Below are 20,746 nucleotides of genomic sequence, written 5' to 3' on the forward strand. Positions count from 1 at the left end.
CAAACTATTTTGATGACTGGAATGGAGCACTCCCGGGCCCAAAAAGAGTGGGTGAACATACTCAATTTTTCAGGAACAAAGTACAATCAGACCAAGACCCAGTTTGCAAAACGTGATAGAATGAAAGTTGAGAATTCATATCATAATACTTAGCAAGGAGTGGTCCCATGGGAAAAGTACTTATTTTTGGACACAAAAATCCTGATACCGACACAATTTGTTCAGCAATTGCTTATGCTGACTTAAAAAAGCAGATCGGAGTGGAGGCTGAGCCGCTTCGCTTAGGCTCTGTCAACGGAGAGACTGAATATGCGCTTAACTATTTTAATGCAGAAGCTCCTCGTTACGTGGAAACGGTTGCAAACGAGGGTGGGGACGTTATTTTAGTAGACCACAACGAACGCCAGCAAAGTGCAGATGACATTCAAGAGGTAAAAGTGGTGGAAGTAATTGATCACCATAGAATCTCAAATTTTGAAACAAGCGATCCTTTGTATTACCGTGCAGAACCTGTTGGATGTACAGCAACCATTCTAAAGAAATTATACAAAGAACAGGGCGTAGACATTCCAAAGAATATTGCCGGCCTTATGCTGTCTGCTATTATTTCAGATTCTCTTTTATTTAAGTCCCCTACTTGTACCCAGGAAGATATTGATGCAGCTAAAGAATTAGCGGACATCGCTGGCGTAAACAGTGAAGAATACGGACTGGAAATGCTTAAAGCAGGAGCTGACTTAAGTGATAAATCCATTGAAGAGCTGATTTCTCTTGATGCAAAAGAATTTCAAATGGGAAATGCCAAAGTGGAAATCGCACAAGTGAACACTGTAGATGCTGAGGAAGTTCTCGAACAGCAAGATGAATTGGAAGCTGCTATTTCAAAAGTGATTGAGGAAAAGAATTTGGATTTGTTTGTCTTTGTTGTGACTGATATACTTGAAAATAACTCGGTAGTGCTATCCCTTGGTAAAGAAGCTGCAGGAGTAGAAAGAGCATTTAATGTAACATTGGATAACAAAAGGGCAACACTAAAGGATGTAGTATCTCGTAAGAAACAGATTGTTCCTTCCCTGACAGATGCTTTAAAGTAAAAAGCAGGATTAAAAAGCATAACTTGAAGGTTATGCTTTTTTTAATGGTATTTCCTTTGCTGGTCAGTGGAAGAATAGGAGGCTGTATAGGATGGAGCTTAATCATGAAATAAACATCAATAATTTGCAGTTTGGCTGGGATACTAAAAAAGGGCGCTTTTTGTTTGAAGGAGAGGATTCGATCCTTTTCTGGATATCTACAGCAATGAAAGAGTTTTTTGATACAATCGAAGAAGTGTCCGGCAAGGAACCGGCCAATGTTGTCCTTGAGACCACTGGCTTCAGGCAAGGATTAGTGGTAGGAGAGTATTTTCAAAACATTAAACAGGTCAGTACTGAGGAAGCTGCAAACCTTATCACCCGAACCTACGGATCAGCAGGATGGGGATCAGCTGTCGTGGTAGATATAAATGTAAAAGAACAGACTGCTATCATGCACTTGAAAGATGACTGGGAATATAAAATAAATGTAGCTCAGGGGAAACAAACTGGAGGAACATTTCTTCCGGCTCATTACGCCGGGATCTTCAGTGGTCTCTTTAATGAAAACATCTGGTATTCAGTGAAGCAGTACCAAATTGAAGGACATGAGCATACAATTGTAGAGTATTTTCCATCGTCAATAACAGTAAAAGAAAACATTCATGCGCTGATAAGATCAAGGGAAGCGAAAGAAATAGCAAGATTAGAAGAACTGGTCGAAAGCAAAACAGATGAGCTGCAGACCCTGGTGAAAACCCTCTCTTCTCCTATGATTCCAGTGATTGAGGGCATTGTGGTCGTTCCTCTTTTAGGAAAGTATGATGAAGAGAGAATGGAAGAACTGATTGAAAAAACACTGAATAACCTTCCGGCATATAAAGCAAAGTATCTTATTTTGGATTTAACCGGCCTTGATCGTGACCTTACTCCTCATACTTCCACCTTAATAGACAAGTTGGCTGCTGCCACCTCATTAATAGGAACGAAAACTATTTTAGTTGGAATCTCCGGTGAATTAAGTATCATCATGGCTCAGAAGAATATAGATTTATCCAGGCTGGACTGTTTTCAAACCTTGGAGCATGGCATTTACTATGCCTTTGGCAAAAAGGGATTAAAAATTGTAGAAGAGTGAGTAGAAAAAGACCTGTCATCCTCGCATCAGATGACAGGTCTTTTTATTTTTTCTTACACAATGGGAGCCGAGTCAGGCAATTTTCTTATACGGTTGGCCAGAACCTGTACACCTTTTGAATAAAGAAGATGAGGCTTTTCTTCTGGCATCGTTAAGGAATTGACTTCAAATAATCTGGTTTCCTTTAGATACATGGATGCCTTTTGAAGGGGCCATTGTGAGTGATGAATATCCCCTTTAAACAACTGGCTGCCTGAAGAGGAAAACAGGCGGTATCTTTCTGTTAAAAAATACTCTAATGTCCCGGGCTTAGAATAAAATACTGCGCCCTCAGGCTGGTATTGGGCGACAAAGCGAGCAGGACTGTTTTTGCGCTGATGAACATAGCGAGTGTCATCCCCGTAAGTTTCACATGAGAATGCACTATGGTAATAATTTAAATGAAAAAGTCGTCTGGCTAGTTCCACAGCAAGAGGATTAGAAGCATCAAGGCTAAAAAAATATACACCTTTCTCGCCATTAACTTTCACATATGTACGCAGGTTGAGTTCTGGAAACGCAAAAGAAGTTTGGGGAGGCATGAAGCGAGCTCGTACATCCTCCATGAAGAAGGGAACAATTCCTACGTAAGCTTTCCCTTCATATGTATCTACTTCCATTCCTTCAGGCAAAATCTGCTGCAATTCTTCCACAGGATAGCTCCAATGTGCAAATAAGACGTTTTTCCAGGTCATGTTCATAAGGTAGACAGGTTTTTCTTGATCAGCCATGGTTTCACCTCTTCAATTAATCAGTTATCTTCTAGTTTACCGGTGATGAGGAAACCTTGCAAAAATAAAAGACGAAGAGTACAGTATGTATGTAAAAAAAGAGTTGGATTCTGAAAGTTAGAGAAAGAGAGTGACAAAGCTTAAGGTCATCCATGGAGACATTACAACAACCGCATGCGATATTATTGGTAATGCTGCAAATAATGGATTACAAGGAGGAGGTGGGTAGACAGCCCCATTTATCAGGCAGGAGGCCCCGTAATCATGGAAGAATGCAGGGAAATAGGTTATTGTCCTACTGGAAGTGCGGTAATTACGAGTGCTGGGGAGCTTCAAGCTGATCATATCATTCACACAGTCGGACCTGTATGGATGAGAGGAACCAGAGGAGAAGCTGGAAAACTATAAAGCTGTTAGGAAAAAATGTTGAGCTTGCCATTGAATATATACGGCTGATAGTTTGCCTTTTCCTAATATAAGCACGGGGGTTTACAATTATCCCAAAGATTTGACCGCTCCCTTTGGCTAGGAGGACAGTGAAAAAGAAACGTTAAATAAGCAAAAAACAGAAATGGAGATCTATTTTGTGTGCTTTGGTGCAGAAAATACTGTCTTGTACATAAAAAAGAAAGAGTAATTCGCGATTTAATGCGGAAAATAATCGAAAATCCTCATATACAAACAAATAAATAAAAAAATACAAGTTTTTCTCCTCATAACGCAGGGTATTTACTTATAACATAGAATAACATAAAGAAATGCGTGTAAAGGAGGAGAGATACAGTGAAAATCAACATCAATGCCAAAACGCGGGCCTGGATAATGAAACGAGGCGGAGCAGTTACTATAGATCCTTTTCACCCTCTGCATGGGGTAGTGCAATCTAAATCAGTAGATACAATACTTTCTCATGGAACACCTGAAGAGGAAAGTTTTTATAACAAAGTGGTTGTCAATGACGTCCTGGTGTATGTGCACAAGGGACTCGAAGAGAAAAAAGACGTAAAAATGCACATTACAGGATATGGGCCATTTGAGCATTTGCACGTTTCCGGCCTTCGCCGAAAAAAGAAATAAGTTACGAATGTAATCATTCAAAAGACTTTTAGAAAGGACTGACAAGATGCTAAAGAGTAGCATCTTTTTTTTGTGGGATGTAATCCCATAATATACTCATAAAATATATTCTTTCGAGGAAAAGGAACCGGAGAATTAATGTCGAAATATTTTCTAATGATTATAAAGAAAGGAGAAAAAGGGAGGTTGTAAATTAACTGAACATTTAAACAAATATATGGGGGGGAGAAGATTGAATAATCAGGTGCAGGGGCTAATAACAGAAGCTGCAAATAGAATGACGAATCAATACAATGTGTATAGAGATACGAAGCTGGGAAACGAACCCCTCTCCTTTACTGCAGAGTATCACCGCAAGGATGAAAAGTACTTTCTAACAAAGAAAGTTAGAGTGTATGAGGTGCAAAACCAGCACTTTCTATTTGTAAAAGAAATAGAGCATATTGCAGCAAAAGACATAAAAAGGATGACAGAATCAATGCTTACTCATATGAAAAGTTTCATCCCAAACCAAGGAGAGCATATGTCAACGATGTTTGCAGGGGTCCTTGTAACAGAAGGAGAGGTAGCCAATGAAGCAAAAAAAATGGCAAGGCGTTTTCGAAAAATCAAATTTTTAAATTATGGAAAAGATGGGTGGGCCGATTTATATATTGCCATTGTACAAGTTAAAGAAAAAGAAATTTATATCCATAAAAAAGGGAGAGAGCTGGTTTACGTGTTTGATACCTTGCTCTAGGAAAGGAGTAAATATTCATGAATCTGTTAACCTTGCTGTTAATTTCAGGAGTTATTTTTATTATTGCTTACTTTACGTATGGCCGTTTTTTAGAAAAACAAATGAAAGTAGATCCAGGAAGAGAAACTCCTTCTTCAACCCTGTATGATGGCGTGGATTACGTCCCGGCAAAAAAACCAGTCCTCCTTGGCCATCATTTTGCCACAATAGCCGGGGGAGGTCCCATTGTAGGGCCAGTGTCAGCAGCTTTGTTTGGGTGGCTGCCTGCGGTCATTTGGATAATAGTAGGAAGTATATTTATCGGCGGTGTTCATGATTATACCTCCTTACAGGCTTCCATAAGACATAAGGCTCAATCCATTGGTACGATTATTAAGGAATACATCGGCAACAGAGGACAGCTTCTGTTTCTTACATTTTCCATTGCCACATTGATTTTGATCGTAGGTGTTTTTGTTATTTTGGTAGCGGATACATTTGTAGCTGTGCCCGAAGCAGCCACGGCTTCTATCTTGTTTTTAACGGTTGCTATTATATTTGGTTTCCTTGTAAACCAGCTTAAAATTAACTTACTGGGTGCCACCATCCTCGGAGTTTTAGTCATGTTATTTTGTGTGTGGATGGGAATTTTGTTTCCGGTTTCATTATCAGCAAATGTATGGGCTGTAATTCTGCTTGTATATGCTTATGTCGCTTCCATACTTCCTGTTTGGGTGTTGCTGCAGCCAAGAGATTATCTTAACTCATTTCTTTTATACGGGATGATTTTTGGAGCTGCGATCGGTATATTAATTGCAGCACCTATGATGCAGCTTCCGGCCTATACAGGATTTGTGAATCCGGAACTGGGGTTTTTGTTTCCTATTTTATTTATTACGATCGCATGCGGAGCAATTTCCGGCTTTCATTCCCTTGTTTCTTCCGGAACTACGGCAAAACAGCTGGATAATGAGAAAAATGGAAAATTCATCGCCTATGGCGGGATGCTTCTTGAAGGGTTTCTTGCCATTATAGCTATTGGAAGTGTTGCCTATTTAACTCAGGCTGATTTTGCCGCACGGATGGACGCTCTAGGGGGGCCAATCGGAACATTTGCGGCCGGCATTGGATTTTTTATGTCACACTGGGGCATCCCTGAAGCGACTGCCGTTACCTTTACAGCCCTTACCGCTTCTGCATTTTTGTTAACCACGCTGGATTCAGCTACAAGGTTAATGCGTTATGCGATTCAGGAGCTTGGTGAGGGGAGAACAAAGGCATTCAAGAATAATCATGCTGCTACTTCCTTGGGGTTAGTCGGGGCTGGTGCGCTGGCATTAACTGGTACCTGGTCAACGGTATGGCCGTTGTTTGGAGCTGCTAACCAAATGCTTGGAGCCTTGGCCCTTCTCGCCATTACCGTCTGGCTGTCAAAGCAGGGAGCAAAGGCATTTTATACAGCAATTCCCATGGTATTTATGTTTGTTGTCACAGTAGCCGCTCTTGGCGTCTTAATGTATAATAATCTGCTGGCCGGTAATATGTTTTTAGTGATAAGCGCCTTCATTTTATTTGTTCTTTGTATTTTCCTTGCCATTGAAGGGTGGAGAGCCATTTTCGGAAAAGAAAATAAAGACATCACAGTGAAACAGTAATGAAAAAACCTGGCGAGAATTCGCCAGGTTTTTATGGTGAAAAGTGTCCTTCATCTTGACCGTCTGTTGGTCCTTCCTCAACAGGTTCATCTTCAATAATACCTTCGTTTGGCTGTTGCGGCTCTTCTGTTTCTTGAGGTGGTTCTATATCATATTCTTCCTCCAATGATTCTTCTGTCTGTTCAGGAGGAGCGTTTTCCTCTTCATCAGGCTCATTCATCCGTTCAATCACATGGGAATGATCGACTTCAAAGATGAGACGTTCATCATTTTCACGGATAGATTCAGTATGAGTTGTATCTTTGGTCAGCTGCCTGAAAATTCTCTGCTTGTGCAGGTCAGCCGCTGCCCCTGTCAAAGGTCTGGGCTGAGATTCAAATATACGGTAAGGAAGCATTTCCAACGTAGCCTGACCATCATCCTGGAGCTGGTAATTGGCGATGACAGTATCTCGTGTTCTTGTCCACCCTTGATCAAAAACAAAGTTTCCGATGGAATACATGATGATGCTGTCGTTATAAATGTCTACAGATTGGAGTACGTGTGGATGGTGACCAACCACGATATCAGCGCCGGCATCTGCCATAAATCTCATTAGTTCCTTTTGGCGAGAGGTAGGAGCGCTGTCGTATTCCTGTCCTGCGTGAATATGAGCAATCACAAGATCCGCCTCAACGGCCTGCAAGGTATCTGAAATGTAGCCAGGATCTGTCGTTAATACCCCTGGGCTGTTATCGTCTGCTTGTTCCATGGCAGAGTAAAAGACATCGTTAAAGCCGACAGTAGCGACTGTTAATTCCTGCCCGTTCACATCATACGTATGATAGGAAGGAAGCATGGCATCTTCTAAGTCTCTGCCTCCACCTATCGCCTGGACGTCGTATTGTGGAAGCTCTGCTTCAAGGAGAGCACTTAATTCTGGATCTAAGTGTGTATCATCTTCCGGCTTGGCTTCCTCCGGACGGGAGAACGTTCGGAGAGTAGTTTCCAGGCCCTCAAGCTGATAGTCCATCATATGATTGTTTGCCAGGTTGATAGTGGTAAAGTGTGCATTCTGTAAGGCTTCAACTGCTCGTGGCTTTGAGAAGAGATGAATAATTTTGTCAGCTGAGTCATATTCATCTTCGTTTAAGATAACTGGATTTTCAAAGTTTCCTGTCGTATAGTCAGAGGCTTCAAATACTGGCGCCACATGTTCAAAAATATAGTCATCCCCGTGATTATTCATTACTTCTTCAACGTGGCGGCCCATCATTATGTCACCAACCATGGAAGCGGTAAATATGGAGCCTTCAGTATCAGGAACATCACTGGCAGATGGCTCAGGTTCTAAGAGTCTAGCTGAAATTAAAAGAATAATACACAGGCCAAGGGCAACAAGAGAGTGGGGAAGGGCTTTTTTCTTATGTTTTTTTCCTGCTGCCAACACTTTTTCTTTATAAGTAAGGTTTCTTCTATTTGCCATGATCTAAAACCCCTATATTAAGTAATAAACTGTAATAATTCCGAAAGTAAGAGCACTAAGGACAAGTGTACTGGAAATAGTAGGGATGACTCCCTGTTTTTGAATAGAATTTGCAATTAATCCGGGAACAATGACCCCTAGTCCTCTGAATTCGTATATTTCAAAGGGGAGCACCGGATAGAAGTAATCAAAAAGCACTTTCAGTACAATACCTGTACAAAGCATGGCAGCAAACTTGCGCCGGCCATAAAGGGTAGTTATCCTCGCCAGTCCATGAGCGACAATGACATAAGTAAGCAAGCTTACAAGAAAGACAACAAGGAGAAAGACAGGCTGGTCAAATACCAGGGCAAGGTAACCAGGAACGATTAGCCCTGCCGGCATGACGCCTGTCCTTTCTGCGTAAATTAAACTTAAAACGACTCCCACAATTAATGCGATATATAAATCTGTACCAAACACTACATGGCCTCCTCTTTAACTGAATCGTCTGATTTGGATTTATTTTGGAAATAGTCCGCAAGCTCTCCGCCTGCTCCTTTGATATTGCCCAATCCAAACAGAGTAGTATTGTTTGCTTGTTCCATTAATACGTCTGCTATTTCAGTGATTGTTTTATCTTCTAGGTTGATGAGTTCTTTAGCTGGAAGCTCTCCACGCTTGTAGGCATTGACTACAGGCTGAGTGAAGGATCCGATTAAAGCTAAACGATGAGGAGGCAATTTTGGCAAAACATCTTTGACAAATTGTTCCGTCCGTTCTACCCGGTCATCACGGCAGCTTAGAATAATAACCGGCTCTTCTGATGGATAATCCGACTCCTCAATGTGCTTCCAAATATTTAATGTCGAGGTTGCATCATTAGCTGCAAACCCATTAATGAAATATGACACGTTGTCATGGTTATCTTTAAAAGGGAGAAAGCGAAGGGCGCCAGGGTCTGGATTGGCATTTAGCATCCCTTTTAAAGCCGTTTCTTTGTCTATACCTGCTGCTTCTGCAAACGCAAGTCCGATTGCCACGTTATCAGGAAATACCATGTACGTGAATTTGTTCAGGTAATCCTCTGGTATAGCATCCTTGTCTGCAATATAGACTTTTGTGTTTCTTTTTTTAGCGAGAACACGAAAATAGGACTCATAAGGCCCCTTATTAATAATTAAGTGTCCATTATGAGGAATTGTGGCAGTAAAGGCTTCTGCTACATGATCCAGAGTAGGGCCAAGAACATCCATATGATCCTCGAGCACATTCACGATGACACCGTAATTCGCTTGCAGGAATTCATTTTGAAGTGTGATCTGATAATCAGGATTAACTGCCATACACTCACTTACATACGCATTAGCATTTAGTTTGGATGCTTCTTGAAGAACCTCTTTTTGTTCTCTGATATTAGGCCCTTCAGGCTTTCTCTGGATTGGTTTTTCTTCACCGTTCCAATAAATTTTCCGGGCGGTTGTCCCGGTTGTTTTTCCTACTGTCTTATACCCTTCTTCATTAACAATCCCTGTAATTAAACGGGTAACAGTCGATTTGCCCCGAACACCATTCACATTCACTCGCAGAGGAATTGAATCTATTGCTCTTTGGGTTCTTTGCTTTTCGATTACTCCTGCTACGATAACAAGAGCAAACGCCAAGAACATTAAAGTCATTGTTATGATCCTCCTAGTAACATACTCTCTATAAGTACTAACCCTATTTTTCCCTTCTCAAAACACATTTATGTTGAGTAAATCCTTAACAATAATATAACACTCTTTGCGACAAGTAAATGAACAACCTGACCTATATTCAAAGTATTTTATGTAACATTGTAGAAAAAAAGTGAAAAAAGACGCCCTTTCCATGTAAAAGAAAGGGCGGCAAGGGAAAAATGAACATAATGTTACAATTCCCTTAAGGAGAATCTATAATTTCTTCCTGTTGAAAGTAATCATTTCTTATCTGGTCCATCTGATTCTCTTCTTCTGATGTCAGGCCTTCATCCTGTCTGAAAGAAAACATAAACGTAACCAGCATGAGTACGAATAGAGAGTACCCTAACAATTGCTTCACAATCATCACTCCATCATATTATTCAACTTCATCTACTATAGCACTTCCAGCACGCCTTGAGTCAGAAATTCCTTGAACTTTGTTTTCAAGGGAGTTTACATAAATGGTTTCCAAGCTGCCAAATGCTGTTCTTGAAGAAGTAACGGTAGTGAGGTAGCCTATTTCTTCTAAATCTGCCCGAAGTCCAGGGATTTCATGCAGCGGGCTTTCCAAAATCACTCTGTCTTCTTCATTTTCAGGGTCATATTCTGCAAAGAAACGACTCGCATTTACACTTTCCGCATAGGTCTCATCAAGGTAGGCATGTCTTAGCATAGTCTGTGCCATCATCGCTGGGATCCGGTTTCCTCCTGGAGAGCCCATCACTATAATTTCTTCATTATTCTCCTCTACCACAATAGTAGGGGAAATAAAACTTCTCGGGCGTTTTCCTTCTTCAATCACGTTGGGAGATCCCTCAGTAGTATTGAAACCAGAAGTGAGCTGACTGTTCATTAGCATGCCATCTACCATCATACCTGAACCGAAAAAGTTCCCTAAAGAATGAGTGGTGGAAATGGACATACCGTCAGCATCAACAACTGATATGTGGGTAGTATCTGAAGACTCCGAGGCTTCATCAATAACACTTGGTCTGACTTCTTCAAAGCGATCACGATTAGGAAGCCTTGTTTCTACCATATAATCAAGGTAATCATTACTTAATAGCCTGTCCTGATGCATTGGATTATGATTGGAATTCCAATGTTCATATCCTTCTTCTGGATAGAAATTAGGATCTCCCATAAATTCCATCCTCTGAAAATCAGCTTCTCGAATAATCTCAGACAAGACATGCACATACTCAGAATTTGGTTCATCCTCCATCAGCTCTTCAATGCCAACTCTTTCAGCCATCTCCAAAATATGAATAAAGGTAATTCCAGACAATGGAGGTGGAGCTGAATAAAGATCATAATTTTCGAAATTGCCATGAACAGGCTCGCGAGTTTCCACTTCATATCCTTGTAGGTCTGCAGAAGAAAGGTGGTCTACCTGTTCTGTTATGTTTTGTGCAATCTCTCCTTCATAAAAGTCGTTAAGACCATTATTTTGAAGGGTGCGCATAGTTTCTGCAAGTTCAGGCTGAATGATGGTTGTTCCCTCTACAGCGGGTGTTCCATTTGGAAACAACGGGGGAGCCATGTCGGCAGAAATGCGGTAATCGGCCCGTTCAAGCCCTAAGGCCTGCAAATCATCCATTTCATAGCCTTCTTCAGCAAATTGTATAGCAGGATCAATCAGCTCTTCGATCGTAAAATTACCTGAAGCATGGTTATCGTAAAGTTCCTGCATTCCTCTGGCAAACCCAGGCACAGCAATCATATCTTCAGGGTCCGTGCTGGCAGCAGTTTCACGATAATCATAAAAAACAGGTACATTCCCGTCTTCCAAAACAAGAGAAGCGCCCCCGCCTCCCAGGCCGGAGCCCTGATTTTCTGTGACCCCTAAGGTGAATGACATAGCAATAACCGCATCTGCAGCGTTTCCGCCTTGTTCCAATATAGTACTTCCGACTTCAGCAGCATGGGGATCAGAGCTGCTGATGCCATATCCACCTGGACTTTCGATACTGACTTCCTGTAATTCTTCTTCCTCTGCATCCATTTCTACTTCATCACTGGTTAGATCATCATTTGCTTCATCTGTTGTTGCAGATTCGTCATCACTCGCCTGGTCATCGTCGTCTCCGCCGGTAAACCCGCCGACGGCATAAATAATGAGGCCCAGGACAACTACGCCTGCTAGTATGTTTGTTATTGTTTTCGCTGACAAAACGTCTGTCCGCTCCTTTCGTTAAGCATGAATCTAGTAAAAAAGCTAAACCTCGACAACTGCCTAGCTAATATATTACCAATTTATATAAAGAAATAGCAACAAAAAATAAGGTCACAACGCTGCCTGATTTTAAGGGAAAAGCATTTCGGTTAAGTACCAATTATCTCCACAATTAGCTGTGAATTAATCGTCTATTATTTGTATTATTTCTGTTTTATTGAAGTTAATAGCGAAATATAGAGCGTAAGGTATTATTATGTCATGTGATGATGAAAATAACGCACTATATCTTTTTATATCTCTATTTATCATCGTGATATGATGTGTTACAATTTGTCTTGTAAAAATTTTTTGATGATAGTAAGGAGGTTTTTTTATGCTTGTAAATGTAAATTCAGAAACACGGCAATGGATCAGGAAAAATGGGGGAGCTGTCACATTAAGCCCGTTTCAGCCGTTTGGCCGTTCAAGCCGTTCTTTAATAGACGTAGAATTAAGCTTTGAAAAGCCAGTTGAAGCGGATGGATACCACCTAATTGAAGTGAAGGATATTCAAGTGTACGTGCATCCTTCTTTAGAAGTAAAAAAAGCCGCAGCAATTAAGATTAATGGGTATGGGCCATTCCGTCATCTGAGCGTAAGCGGATTCAAGCGGTTTAAAAAGAAGTCCGTTATATAGCATATAAGAAACTGCCGTTCAAATAATTAAAGATTCTACAACGGGTTTTTTGTTGAGAGACTAAATTAGGCGAAAGGTTTGATTTTCATTGGGTAGTAAAAATTAAAAGGCTGTTTTCGAAAAGATATTCGAAAACAGCCTTTTTTATATTCCAGCAGGAAAACATAAAAAGTACTAAAATGAGCTAAGGATTCTACTTTAAAAAAGGTTGCATCTTTCATACATACAACAGAAGCTAAATGGAATAATAGGGGAAACACGGGAAAGGACGGTGCGTTATAATGAACATGGCTGATCTGCAAATTCTATTTCCATTTTTACCTTTTTTTATTTTTGCGGTATCTGTGTATGGTACAGCTAAGCTGAAAAGGTTTTATATTATGCCGCTAGCAGTCTTAATTATATTTCCGATCGTAAGCAATATGTTGTTTCATACTATAAACCTTCCCTGGGTAATTTTTTACACAGGTCTGTCACTGCTTGCTTCTTTTATCACCTGGTCTCTGCGTTACCGTTTCCAGCAAAAAGTCAGAACATGAGCGAAGCACAAAGACGATTGCCTTAGGCAATCGTTAGTTTATGGAAGATATAATAAATGCATACGAGTAGAAAAACAGCTGACAGAATAGAAAGAATGAGCGGAATATAGTTATTTTCAAGGGTACCTTGTCTTTTGCTCTTCCATAAATACAAGTAAAATAATATAAAAAACAAAGCAGCTCCAAAGGAAAAGAAAATTTCAAAATACCGTAAATCTGAAGTAACGAAGACGGAAATAAAAAATAAACCCATTCCAATGATAAATAGAATGTGATAATTTTTCATAATTAACACCCTTTTCGATCAACTCACACTTTCAGTCAACCAGGAAACTTTTCTCATGTTTTGAGAAAGGTTTTTTTCTTATTCCCTTTGTCTTAAGATTTAAACCCACACCTTGTACGATATGTTAAAATGAGAACGAACGTTCTTTACGATATGATAATTTTGTTAATTATAAATTGAAGTGAACAGAGATAACGATTATAAAGATCATGAAAAAGGAGGAAAAGTATGGGGGTATCGTTTTATTTGGGTCGTTCCGGTAGTGGGAAGTCAACAGCTATTTTACAGGAGATTCAGCAAAAATTAGCGGAAGAACCAGCCGGGCGGCCAATTATTTATTTAGTACCTGACCAAATGACTTTCCAGTCAGAGTATCAGTTAGTGAAATCTGCAGGAGGAATGGTTAGAGCACAAGTGTTCAGCTTTTCCCGCCTTGCATGGAGAGTTCTTCAGGAAACAGGGGGGGCAGCAAGGTATCACCTGGAACAAACAGGTATACATATGCTGCTCCGCAAGATTGTTGAGCGAGAAAAAGAAAGATTTTCTATTTTTACTAAATCAACAGAAACAAGCGGCTTTATAGAACAACTAGAGCAGATGGTGGCTGAATGTAAAAGATATGCGGTGACTCCCGAAGCTCTTGTGGAGAAGAAGAGGGAGCTGGAAGCAAAGGAAAACGTGACTCCCCAGGAACGAGTACTGATTGATAAGCTGGATGATGTCAGTGTCATTTTTAAACGAATGGAAGAAGAGCTGGCCGGAGCCTACGTGGGCACAGAGGATTACTTGCAGCTCTTAACTGAAAAAATCCAGGATTCTTCGTTTGTAGAAAATGCGGAAGTGTATATCGACGGTTTTCACAGTTTTACTCCCCAAGAACTGGCAGTGCTTGATAAGTTAATGGCTAAGGCCTCAAATGTTACGATTGCTCTTACCCTTGATAAACCATATGACATAGAAGCTCCCCATGAGCTTGATTTATTTCATATGACGGCTCAAACCTATCAAACGTTACGTCAGCTGTGCAAAGAAACAAGCTGTGAAGTGGAGGATGTGGTTACATTTGAGAGTGGGCAGCGTTTCAGGGAAAGCTGCCTTGCTCATTTAGAGAATTCTTATGAGGCAAGACCTCTGTCACCTGCTTCATGTGGGGATGCCGTCCATATTTTTTCTGCCGTTCACCGCCGTGCGGAAGTAGAGGGAGTAGCGAGGGAAGTTCTTCGCCTTGTCAGGGAAGAAGGATACCGGTATCAGGATATAGCGATATTGCTGAGAAACATAAATGAATATGGAGATCTTCTAGATACTGTTTTCACAGATTATGAGATTCCTTTATTTATGGATCAGAAAAGATCTATGCTCAATCACCCGGTAATTGAGCTTATTCGTTCAAGTCTTGAAGTGATCCAAGGGAATTGGCGTTATGAAGCGGTCTTCAGGTGTTTCAAAACCGATCTTCTCTTTCCATATGATGCCGGGAAACAAGAGATGAGAGAAGAGGTAGATGAACTGGAAAATTATGTCCTTGCTTATGGAATACAAGGTAAGCGCTGGCGTGAAAACGAACCGTGGACATACAGCCGTTTTCGTACTCTCGCAGAAGGTGAATTTGTTAAAACAGATAAAGAACAAGAATTTGAAAATCAGATAAATCGTCTACGAAGAGAGCTGACTGTACCTTTATTAAAGCTGGAACGGAAAATAAAAAAGGCAGAGACTATAGAAGAAAAGTGCACAGCACTTTACTTGTTCCTTGAGGAGTTGGAAGTTCCCAAAAAGCTTGAGAAGATGAGAGATGAGGCGGCTCAGGCAGGGGATCTTGCCTACTCTCGTGAGCATGACCAGGTGTGGGGGGCTGTGATTGACCTTCTCGACCAGATGGTGGAAATGGCGGGAAATGAAAGGTTATCTTTCAAAATGTTTCAAAGCATGCTCGATTCAGGAGCAGAAAGTATGCGATTTGCACTTGTACCCCCAGCGATGGACCAGGTGATCGTTGCTGACATGGAACGCTCTCGTCTATCTCAAATTAAATGCACATTTATAATGAATGTAAACGATGGGGTCATACCTGCCCGTCCTGATGAAGATGGCCTCATTAATGATGAGGAGAGAGGGTGGCTGGAAAGTACAGGGATGGAGCTTGCTCCAGGAAGTACAAGGCAGCTGCTTGATGAGCAATTTTTAAGTTACCTGGCACAGGCTACTCCTTCGGAGAAGCTTTATTACTCATACCCTATGGCTGATGAGGAGGGGCGCGCCCTTCAGCCTTCCATGTTAATTAAACGTGTAAAAGAGCTGTTTCCTGACGTGGAGGAAACTCTGCTAATGAACGATCCCCATGAAGAAGAGGAAGATCAGCAGTTAGCTTTTATTAGTAATCCGGGAAAAACTCTCTCTTATTTAACAACCCAAATGCAGGCCTGGAAAAAAGGCTACCCAATGGCTCCGTTTTGGTGGGATATTTACAATTGGTATACAGAAATTCCTCATTGGCGTATGCGAGCCGGCATTACCTTATCAAGCTTATTTTATCAAAATACAACTCGAATACTTGATAGAAAGACAAGCATGGAATTGTATGGACAAAACATTAAAACGAGTGTATCGAGAATGGAGCAGCATCAATCTTGCGCTTTTTCACAATTTGTATCCTACGGACTTTCTCTCAAAGAGAGAGATACGTACCGGCTTGAAGCCCCTGATGTAGGCCAGCTGTTTCATGCTGCTTTAAAGCAAGTGGCAGATCATCTTCGTTTGAGAAATAAAGACTGGGCTGCTCTTTCAAAGGAAGAGAGTCGTAATCTTGCCAAGGAAGTTGTCAATGAGCTTGCTCCGAAAATTCAGCGGGAAATTCTTCTAAGCTCTAACCGTCATTATTATTTAAAGGAAAAGCTTGAAGAAGTGGTTTCAAGAGCTTCCATTGTTCTTAGCGAACAGTCAAAGATCTCTGGTTTTTCTCCTGTTGGCCTGGAAGTAGGGTTTGGTCCAGGGGAAGAGCTTCCTCCTCTTCGATTTTCACTTGATAATGGAGCAAAGATGGAAGTTGTCGGACGTATTGACCGAGTGGACAAAACAAGTGGAGAAGATGGACTGCTTCTTCGTATCATTGATTATAAATCGAGCCAGAAAGATATCAGCCTGACTGATGTATACTTTGGCCTGGCTCTGCAAATGTTGATTTATCTTGATGTGGTCATCTCATTTTCAGAAGAGTGGCTTGGCAAAAAAGCTGATCCGGCTGGTGTTTTGTACTTCCACGTTCATAATCCTATCGTTCAGGCAACGCAGACAATGAGCATGGAAGAAATTGAACGAGAACTCTTCAAGAAGTTTAAGATGAAAGGCCTCTTAACAGCTGATGAACATGCTATCAGAGAAATGGATAAGACTCTTGAAAGCGGACATTCACAAATCATACCGGTAGGCTTGAAGAAAAATGGAGGATTTTATTCTAACTCTTCCATTATTGATCCAGATGATTATGAGTATTTAAGAACGTTTCTCCGTAAACAGGTAAAGGAAATTGGTGAGTCGATTACAAGTGGGCACGTAGAGATAAATCCTTTTAAAGTAAAGCAAAATACTTCCTGTACATTTTGTTCATATAAATCGGTCTGCCAATTCGATCCTGCTATGGAGACAAATGACTTTAGGCCCCTTGCTCAGTATAAAGAAGATAAACTCCTTGAAATGATTCGGAAGAAAGGCGGTGACAATGATGAAAGTTAGACCAAAGCCAAAGGATGCCGTATGGACCGATGAACAATGGCAGGCTATAGATGCGAAAGGAAACAATATATTGGTGGCTGCAGCTGCCGGCAGTGGAAAAACAGCGGTACTGGTAGAGAGAATTATCAGGAAGATTGTTGACCCGGATGATGAGGCAGAAGTTGATCGGTTATTAATTGTGACATTTACAAATGCAGCGGCAGCGGAAATGCGAAACAGGATCGGGGAAGCGATTAATAAGGAAATCCAGAAGCAGCCCGGTTCCCTTCATCTTAGACGCCAGCTTTCTCTATTAAACCGGGCTCATATTTCAACTCTCCACTCTTTTTGTATGAACGTAATAAGAAAGTATTACTATAAAGTGAATATCGATCCAAAGTTTCGCATACTCGATGACACTGAAGGAGAGCTGATGAGAGAAGAAATCATTGAGGATATCTTTGAAGAGGAGTACGGAATAGAAGGTAACTCTAGTTTTTATAACCTGGTTGATATGTACAGCGGAGACCGAAGTGATGATGCTCTTCGCAGCCTGGTTAGAAGGTTATATGACTTTTCCAGATCCCATCCTTCTCCTGAATACTGGCTGGACCAAATGGCTGCACGCTATGATATCTCAGATGCTGAGCGGGTAGAAGACCTCCCCTGGACTCCTGAATTGCTTCAAGATATCCAATCGCAGCTGAGGGGAGCTCAAAGCTGGATTGAAAAAGCATTGCAAGTGACACATGAACCTGGAGGGCCCCATCCATATGGTGAAAATCTTTCAGAGGACCTGGAAAAGATTTCATTACTTTTGCAGGCAGACAACTGGGCTGAACTTTATGATAAATTTCAAACATTTACTTATGGAAAGCTCAAGACAATCCGGAAAACAGAAGGAGTACTTGATGATTTGAAGGAACAAGCCAAAAGTTTGCGGGAGCGGGCAAAAAAACAGACCCAGGAATTAAAGGAAGGGTTGTTTAGCCGTCCACCTGAGGTGTTTCTCAAAGACGTAAAGACTATGGCTCCTTCCATTAGGTATCTCGTGAAGCTTGTAAAAGAATTTTCAAGCCGTTATCAAGAGGCCAAGCGGGAAAAAGCCCTGGTTGATTTTTCAGATCTTGAGCATATCTGTCTTACTATTTTAACTCAAGGATTTGGAGAAAATGGGACACGACTGCCTTCTGAAGCAGCAAAGGAATACCAGGATTATTTCGTAGAAGTAATGGTGGATGAATACCAGGATACAAATCTCGTTCAGGAAACCATTCTTTCACTTCTTTCTAAAGGAGATAACAGATTTATGGTCGGGGACGTTAAACAGAGTATTTATCGATTCCGACTGGCCGAACCGGGTTTATTCCTGCAAAAATATAAAAAATACCAGGAAGAAGATAATACTGACGGATGGAGAATCGACTTGGCAAAGAACTTTCGCAGCCGCTCGGAAGTTCTCGATGCAACCAACTTTTTGTTTCGGCAGGTTATGGATGAAAGAGTAGGAGAGATTTCTTACGATCAAGCAGCCGAGCTCCGCCTTGGTAACACAAGTTACCCTCAAAGCGCTGGCTTTGAAGCAGAGCTTGCAGTGATAAATAAAGGGGATCCAATCGAATCCAGCCGAAACGAAAATGAGTTGATAGAGTTAGAAGAGGAACTGGAAACCGCACAGCTTGAAGCAAGGTTGATAGCGCGCAAAATCAAAGGTCTTGTGGAATCAGGTCAGGAAGTTTTCGATAAAGACAGTAAAGCGATGAGAAAAATAAGATACCGGGATGTTGTAATCTTAATGCGTTCCATGCCTTGGGCTGCAACGATGATGGAAGAATTTAAAAAGGAAAACATTCCTGTATACGCAGAGCTTAGTACTGGATACTTTGAGGCTGTGGAAGTCGCTGTTATGATGTCTCTCTTAAAAGTGATAGATAACCCTTATCAGGATATTCCTCTTGCATCCGTTTTACGTTCACCGATCATTGGCCTGGATGAAGAAGAGCTTGCCCAAATAAGAATAAAGGATCGAAAAAGTTCCTATTATGAGGCTCTGAAAATAGCATCCATAGAGATGGAAGATGAAGCTCTAAAAGACCGTGTCACCTTCTTTTTAGAACGTCTTAATCATTGGCGGACCAGTGCCCGGTGCGGATCCCTCTCAGAGTTAATCTGGGATTTATACAGAGAAACCGGGTACTATGATTTTGTCGGCGGACTGACAGGAGGAAAACAAAGACAGGCAAATCTAAGAGCTTTATATGATAGGGCGCGAGCCTATGAGGAAACCTCTTTTCGAGGACTCTTTCGATTCCTTAGGTTTATTGAACGAATGCAGGAACGAGGGGATGATCTTGGTGCCGCCCGCGCATTGGGAGAGCAGGAGGATGTGGTGCGTATTATGACAGTCCATAAAAGTAAAGGGCTGGAATTCCCGGTCGTTTTCTTTGCCGGTATGAACAAGCAGTTTAATATGCAGGATGTCCGGGGCACCGTTATGCTTCATAAAGAACTTGGATTAGGATCGAAATTTATTGACTCTGCATTAAGAGTATCCTATCCTACTCTTCCTCAGCTTGCCATCAAAAGCCGGATGAAATTAGAAAGTATCGCGGAGGAAATGAGAGTCTTATATGTTGCTTTAACAAGAGCAAAAGAAAAGCTTTATCTTGTAGGAACGGTAAAAGATGCAGAAAAATCTCTTCAAAAATGGCAGGAGCATGTATCGATCGAGGATTGGCTGCTTCCAGCAGCAGAACGGGCAAAAAGCAGTTCTTACCTGGATTGGATTGGGCCGGCTGTACTCAGACACTCAGCAGGCACAGATCTAAGAGGAGAAGAAAACGCAAAGGTTCTCGAAAGCGTTGAAAATGACCCTAGTAGATGGAAAATCGAAATTAAACAGCAAGAAGAGCTTCAGCAATTGCCAGAGAAAAAGGAAACAGCTGCTTCTCTTCTTGAAAACAAGGTGAAAAGACTAGACCCCGTAGAAGAATCTTCTCCCTATCAGGAAGTGGTCCGCTTCCGTCTAGAATGGGATTATCCATTTCAGTCAGCCTCGGTTCACCGATCGAAACAGACAGTGAGTGAAATCAAACATGATATAGATGATGAGTACAGTGACCGGGAATTTATCGGGCATTTTAAATCGGAGGCTGCCGAACGTCCCCGCTTTATGCAGAGATCCCGGTTAACACCGGCTGAACGTGGAACCGCAATTCATGCTGTAATGCAGCACGTTCCTCTTCGTTCAACTTTTTCAAAAGAAGAGGTTGACCGCTTGCTGTTTATGATGACTGAGAGAGAACTATTAACAAAAGAACAAGCAGAGAGTGTGGATACAGAGGCTGTGGTTCAATTTTTATCTTCTGAATTAGGAAAAAGAGTCTCCTCTGCGAGGACGGTTGAACGCGAGGTTCCTTTTACCGTTGCAATGGCCTCCTCAAAAGCTTACCGGGACTGGAATGAAAATGAAGAAGACGAAAAAGTATTAGTCCAGGGAGTTGTCGATTTATTATTTAGAGACGAGAAAGGTGATCTTGTCCTTGTAGATTACAAAAGTGACAAGATTACGAACCGGTTTACAGGAGGGTTTGAAGAAGCGGAACAGGTCATGAGGGAACGCTATCAAACGCAAGTCAGTATTTACAGGCAAGCTCTTGAATCAATTTTTAACGAAAAAATACAGGAGTCCTATTTATATTTCTTCGATGGTTCCTATACTTTTGCGATGCACACAGATAGAAAGGAGGAATAAGA

17 protein-coding genes are annotated in these 20,746 nt (G+C 41.3%); 10 read left to right on the forward strand and 7 right to left on the reverse strand.

The window, feature by feature from the left end:
* The first annotated feature begins 167 nt into the window (after positions 1–167).
* Both CEF17_RS05600 and CEF17_RS05605 read left to right on the forward strand, forming a co-directional pair.
* Positions 168–1,094 carry a manganese-dependent inorganic pyrophosphatase gene (locus tag CEF17_RS05600; protein WP_100398657.1) on the forward strand — a complete coding sequence of 309 codons (927 nt, stop codon included), beginning with the start codon at positions 168–170 and terminating at the stop codon, positions 1,092–1,094.
* Positions 1,095–1,185: 91 nt separating this feature from the next.
* A complete protein-coding gene (locus CEF17_RS05605) occupies positions 1,186–2,211 on the forward strand; it encodes an STAS domain-containing protein (RefSeq protein WP_100398658.1) in 1,026 nt (341 codons plus the stop codon).
* Positions 2,212–2,264: 53 nt separating this feature from the next.
* On the opposite strand, the gene CEF17_RS05610 is transcribed toward CEF17_RS05605, so the two are convergent.
* The gene (locus tag CEF17_RS05610; protein ID WP_100398659.1) at positions 2,265–2,981 is read right to left on the reverse strand and encodes a YqjF family protein; all 717 of its coding nucleotides are present in this window, start codon (positions 2,979–2,981) and stop codon (positions 2,265–2,267) included.
* A 264-nt stretch (positions 2,982–3,245) separates the two neighbouring features.
* Between CEF17_RS05610 and CEF17_RS21005 the strand changes: the two genes are divergently transcribed.
* The 4 genes from CEF17_RS21005 to CEF17_RS05630 all read left to right on the forward strand — a co-directional run bounded on the left by CEF17_RS21005 (position 3,246) and on the right by CEF17_RS05630 (position 6,431).
* Positions 3,246–3,389, forward strand: coding sequence for a macro domain-containing protein (locus CEF17_RS21005; RefSeq protein ID WP_442857431.1), 144 nt, complete (start codon positions 3,246–3,248; stop codon positions 3,387–3,389).
* Between the two features lie 375 nt (positions 3,390–3,764).
* Entirely contained in the window at positions 3,765–4,058 is a 294-nt protein-coding gene (locus CEF17_RS05620) for a CC/Se motif family (seleno)protein (protein WP_100398660.1), read from the forward strand.
* A 232-nt stretch (positions 4,059–4,290) separates the two neighbouring features.
* Positions 4,291–4,797: a DUF8052 family protein gene (locus tag CEF17_RS05625; protein WP_100398661.1), complete on the forward strand. Its 507-nt coding sequence runs from the start codon at positions 4,291–4,293 to the stop codon at positions 4,795–4,797.
* Between the two features lie 17 nt (positions 4,798–4,814).
* Complete coding sequence (locus CEF17_RS05630) at positions 4,815–6,431, forward strand: carbon starvation CstA family protein (protein WP_100398662.1); 1,617 nt, start codon at positions 4,815–4,817, stop codon at positions 6,429–6,431.
* 31 nt (positions 6,432–6,462) lie between these two features.
* On the opposite strand, the gene CEF17_RS05635 is transcribed toward CEF17_RS05630, so the two are convergent.
* The 5 genes from CEF17_RS05635 to CEF17_RS05650 all read right to left on the reverse strand — a co-directional run bounded on the left by CEF17_RS05635 (position 6,463) and on the right by CEF17_RS05650 (position 11,772).
* Positions 6,463–7,896, reverse strand: a complete 1,434-nt coding sequence (locus tag CEF17_RS05635) for a CapA family protein (protein ID WP_100398663.1) — start codon at positions 7,894–7,896, stop codon at positions 6,463–6,465.
* Positions 7,897–7,908: 12 nt separating this feature from the next.
* Entirely contained in the window at positions 7,909–8,358 is a 450-nt protein-coding gene (gene pgsC / locus CEF17_RS05640; protein WP_100398664.1) for a poly-gamma-glutamate biosynthesis protein PgsC, read from the reverse strand.
* A complete protein-coding gene (pgsB, locus tag CEF17_RS05645; RefSeq protein WP_100398665.1) occupies positions 8,358–9,554 on the reverse strand; it encodes a poly-gamma-glutamate synthase PgsB in 1,197 nt (398 codons plus the stop codon). Before pgsB ends, pgsC begins: the two co-directional genes overlap by 1 nt.
* Before the next feature lie 244 nt (positions 9,555–9,798).
* On the reverse strand, positions 9,799–9,957 hold the full coding sequence (locus CEF17_RS19865; protein ID WP_157842937.1) for a hypothetical protein: 159 nt from the start codon (positions 9,955–9,957) through the stop codon (positions 9,799–9,801).
* An 18-nt stretch (positions 9,958–9,975) separates the two neighbouring features.
* Positions 9,976–11,772, reverse strand: a complete 1,797-nt coding sequence (locus CEF17_RS05650) for a gamma-glutamyltransferase family protein (RefSeq protein WP_100398666.1) — start codon at positions 11,770–11,772, stop codon at positions 9,976–9,978.
* Between the two features lie 379 nt (positions 11,773–12,151).
* Between CEF17_RS05650 and CEF17_RS05655 the strand changes: the two genes are divergently transcribed.
* Positions 12,152–12,454, forward strand: a complete 303-nt coding sequence (locus CEF17_RS05655) for a CC/Se motif family (seleno)protein (protein ID WP_100398667.1) — start codon at positions 12,152–12,154, stop codon at positions 12,452–12,454.
* A gap of 287 nt (positions 12,455–12,741) precedes the next feature.
* Positions 12,742–12,993, forward strand: coding sequence for a DUF2651 family protein (locus tag CEF17_RS05660; RefSeq protein ID WP_198508891.1), 252 nt, complete (start codon positions 12,742–12,744; stop codon positions 12,991–12,993).
* A 22-nt stretch (positions 12,994–13,015) separates the two neighbouring features.
* Here CEF17_RS05660 and CEF17_RS05665 read toward each other — a convergent pair whose 3' ends face one another.
* Complete coding sequence (locus CEF17_RS05665; protein WP_100398669.1) at positions 13,016–13,279, reverse strand: hypothetical protein; 264 nt, start codon at positions 13,277–13,279, stop codon at positions 13,016–13,018.
* Between the two features lie 228 nt (positions 13,280–13,507).
* Here CEF17_RS05665 and addB point away from each other — a divergent pair, with 228 nt between their 5' ends.
* Both addB and addA read left to right on the forward strand, forming a co-directional pair.
* Complete coding sequence (gene addB / locus CEF17_RS05670; RefSeq protein ID WP_100398670.1) at positions 13,508–17,011, forward strand: helicase-exonuclease AddAB subunit AddB; 3,504 nt, start codon at positions 13,508–13,510, stop codon at positions 17,009–17,011.
* The gene (addA, locus tag CEF17_RS05675) at positions 17,001–20,744 is read left to right on the forward strand and encodes a helicase-exonuclease AddAB subunit AddA (protein ID WP_100398671.1); all 3,744 of its coding nucleotides are present in this window, start codon (positions 17,001–17,003) and stop codon (positions 20,742–20,744) included. The genes addB and addA overlap by 11 nt, the downstream gene beginning before the upstream one ends.
* The last annotated feature ends 2 nt before the right edge of the window (positions 20,745–20,746 follow it).

This window comes from Bacillus sp. FJAT-44742 (assembly GCF_002797315.1).
Lineage (GTDB): Bacteria > Bacillota > Bacilli > Bacillales > Marinococcaceae > Thalassorhabdus > Thalassorhabdus alkalitolerans.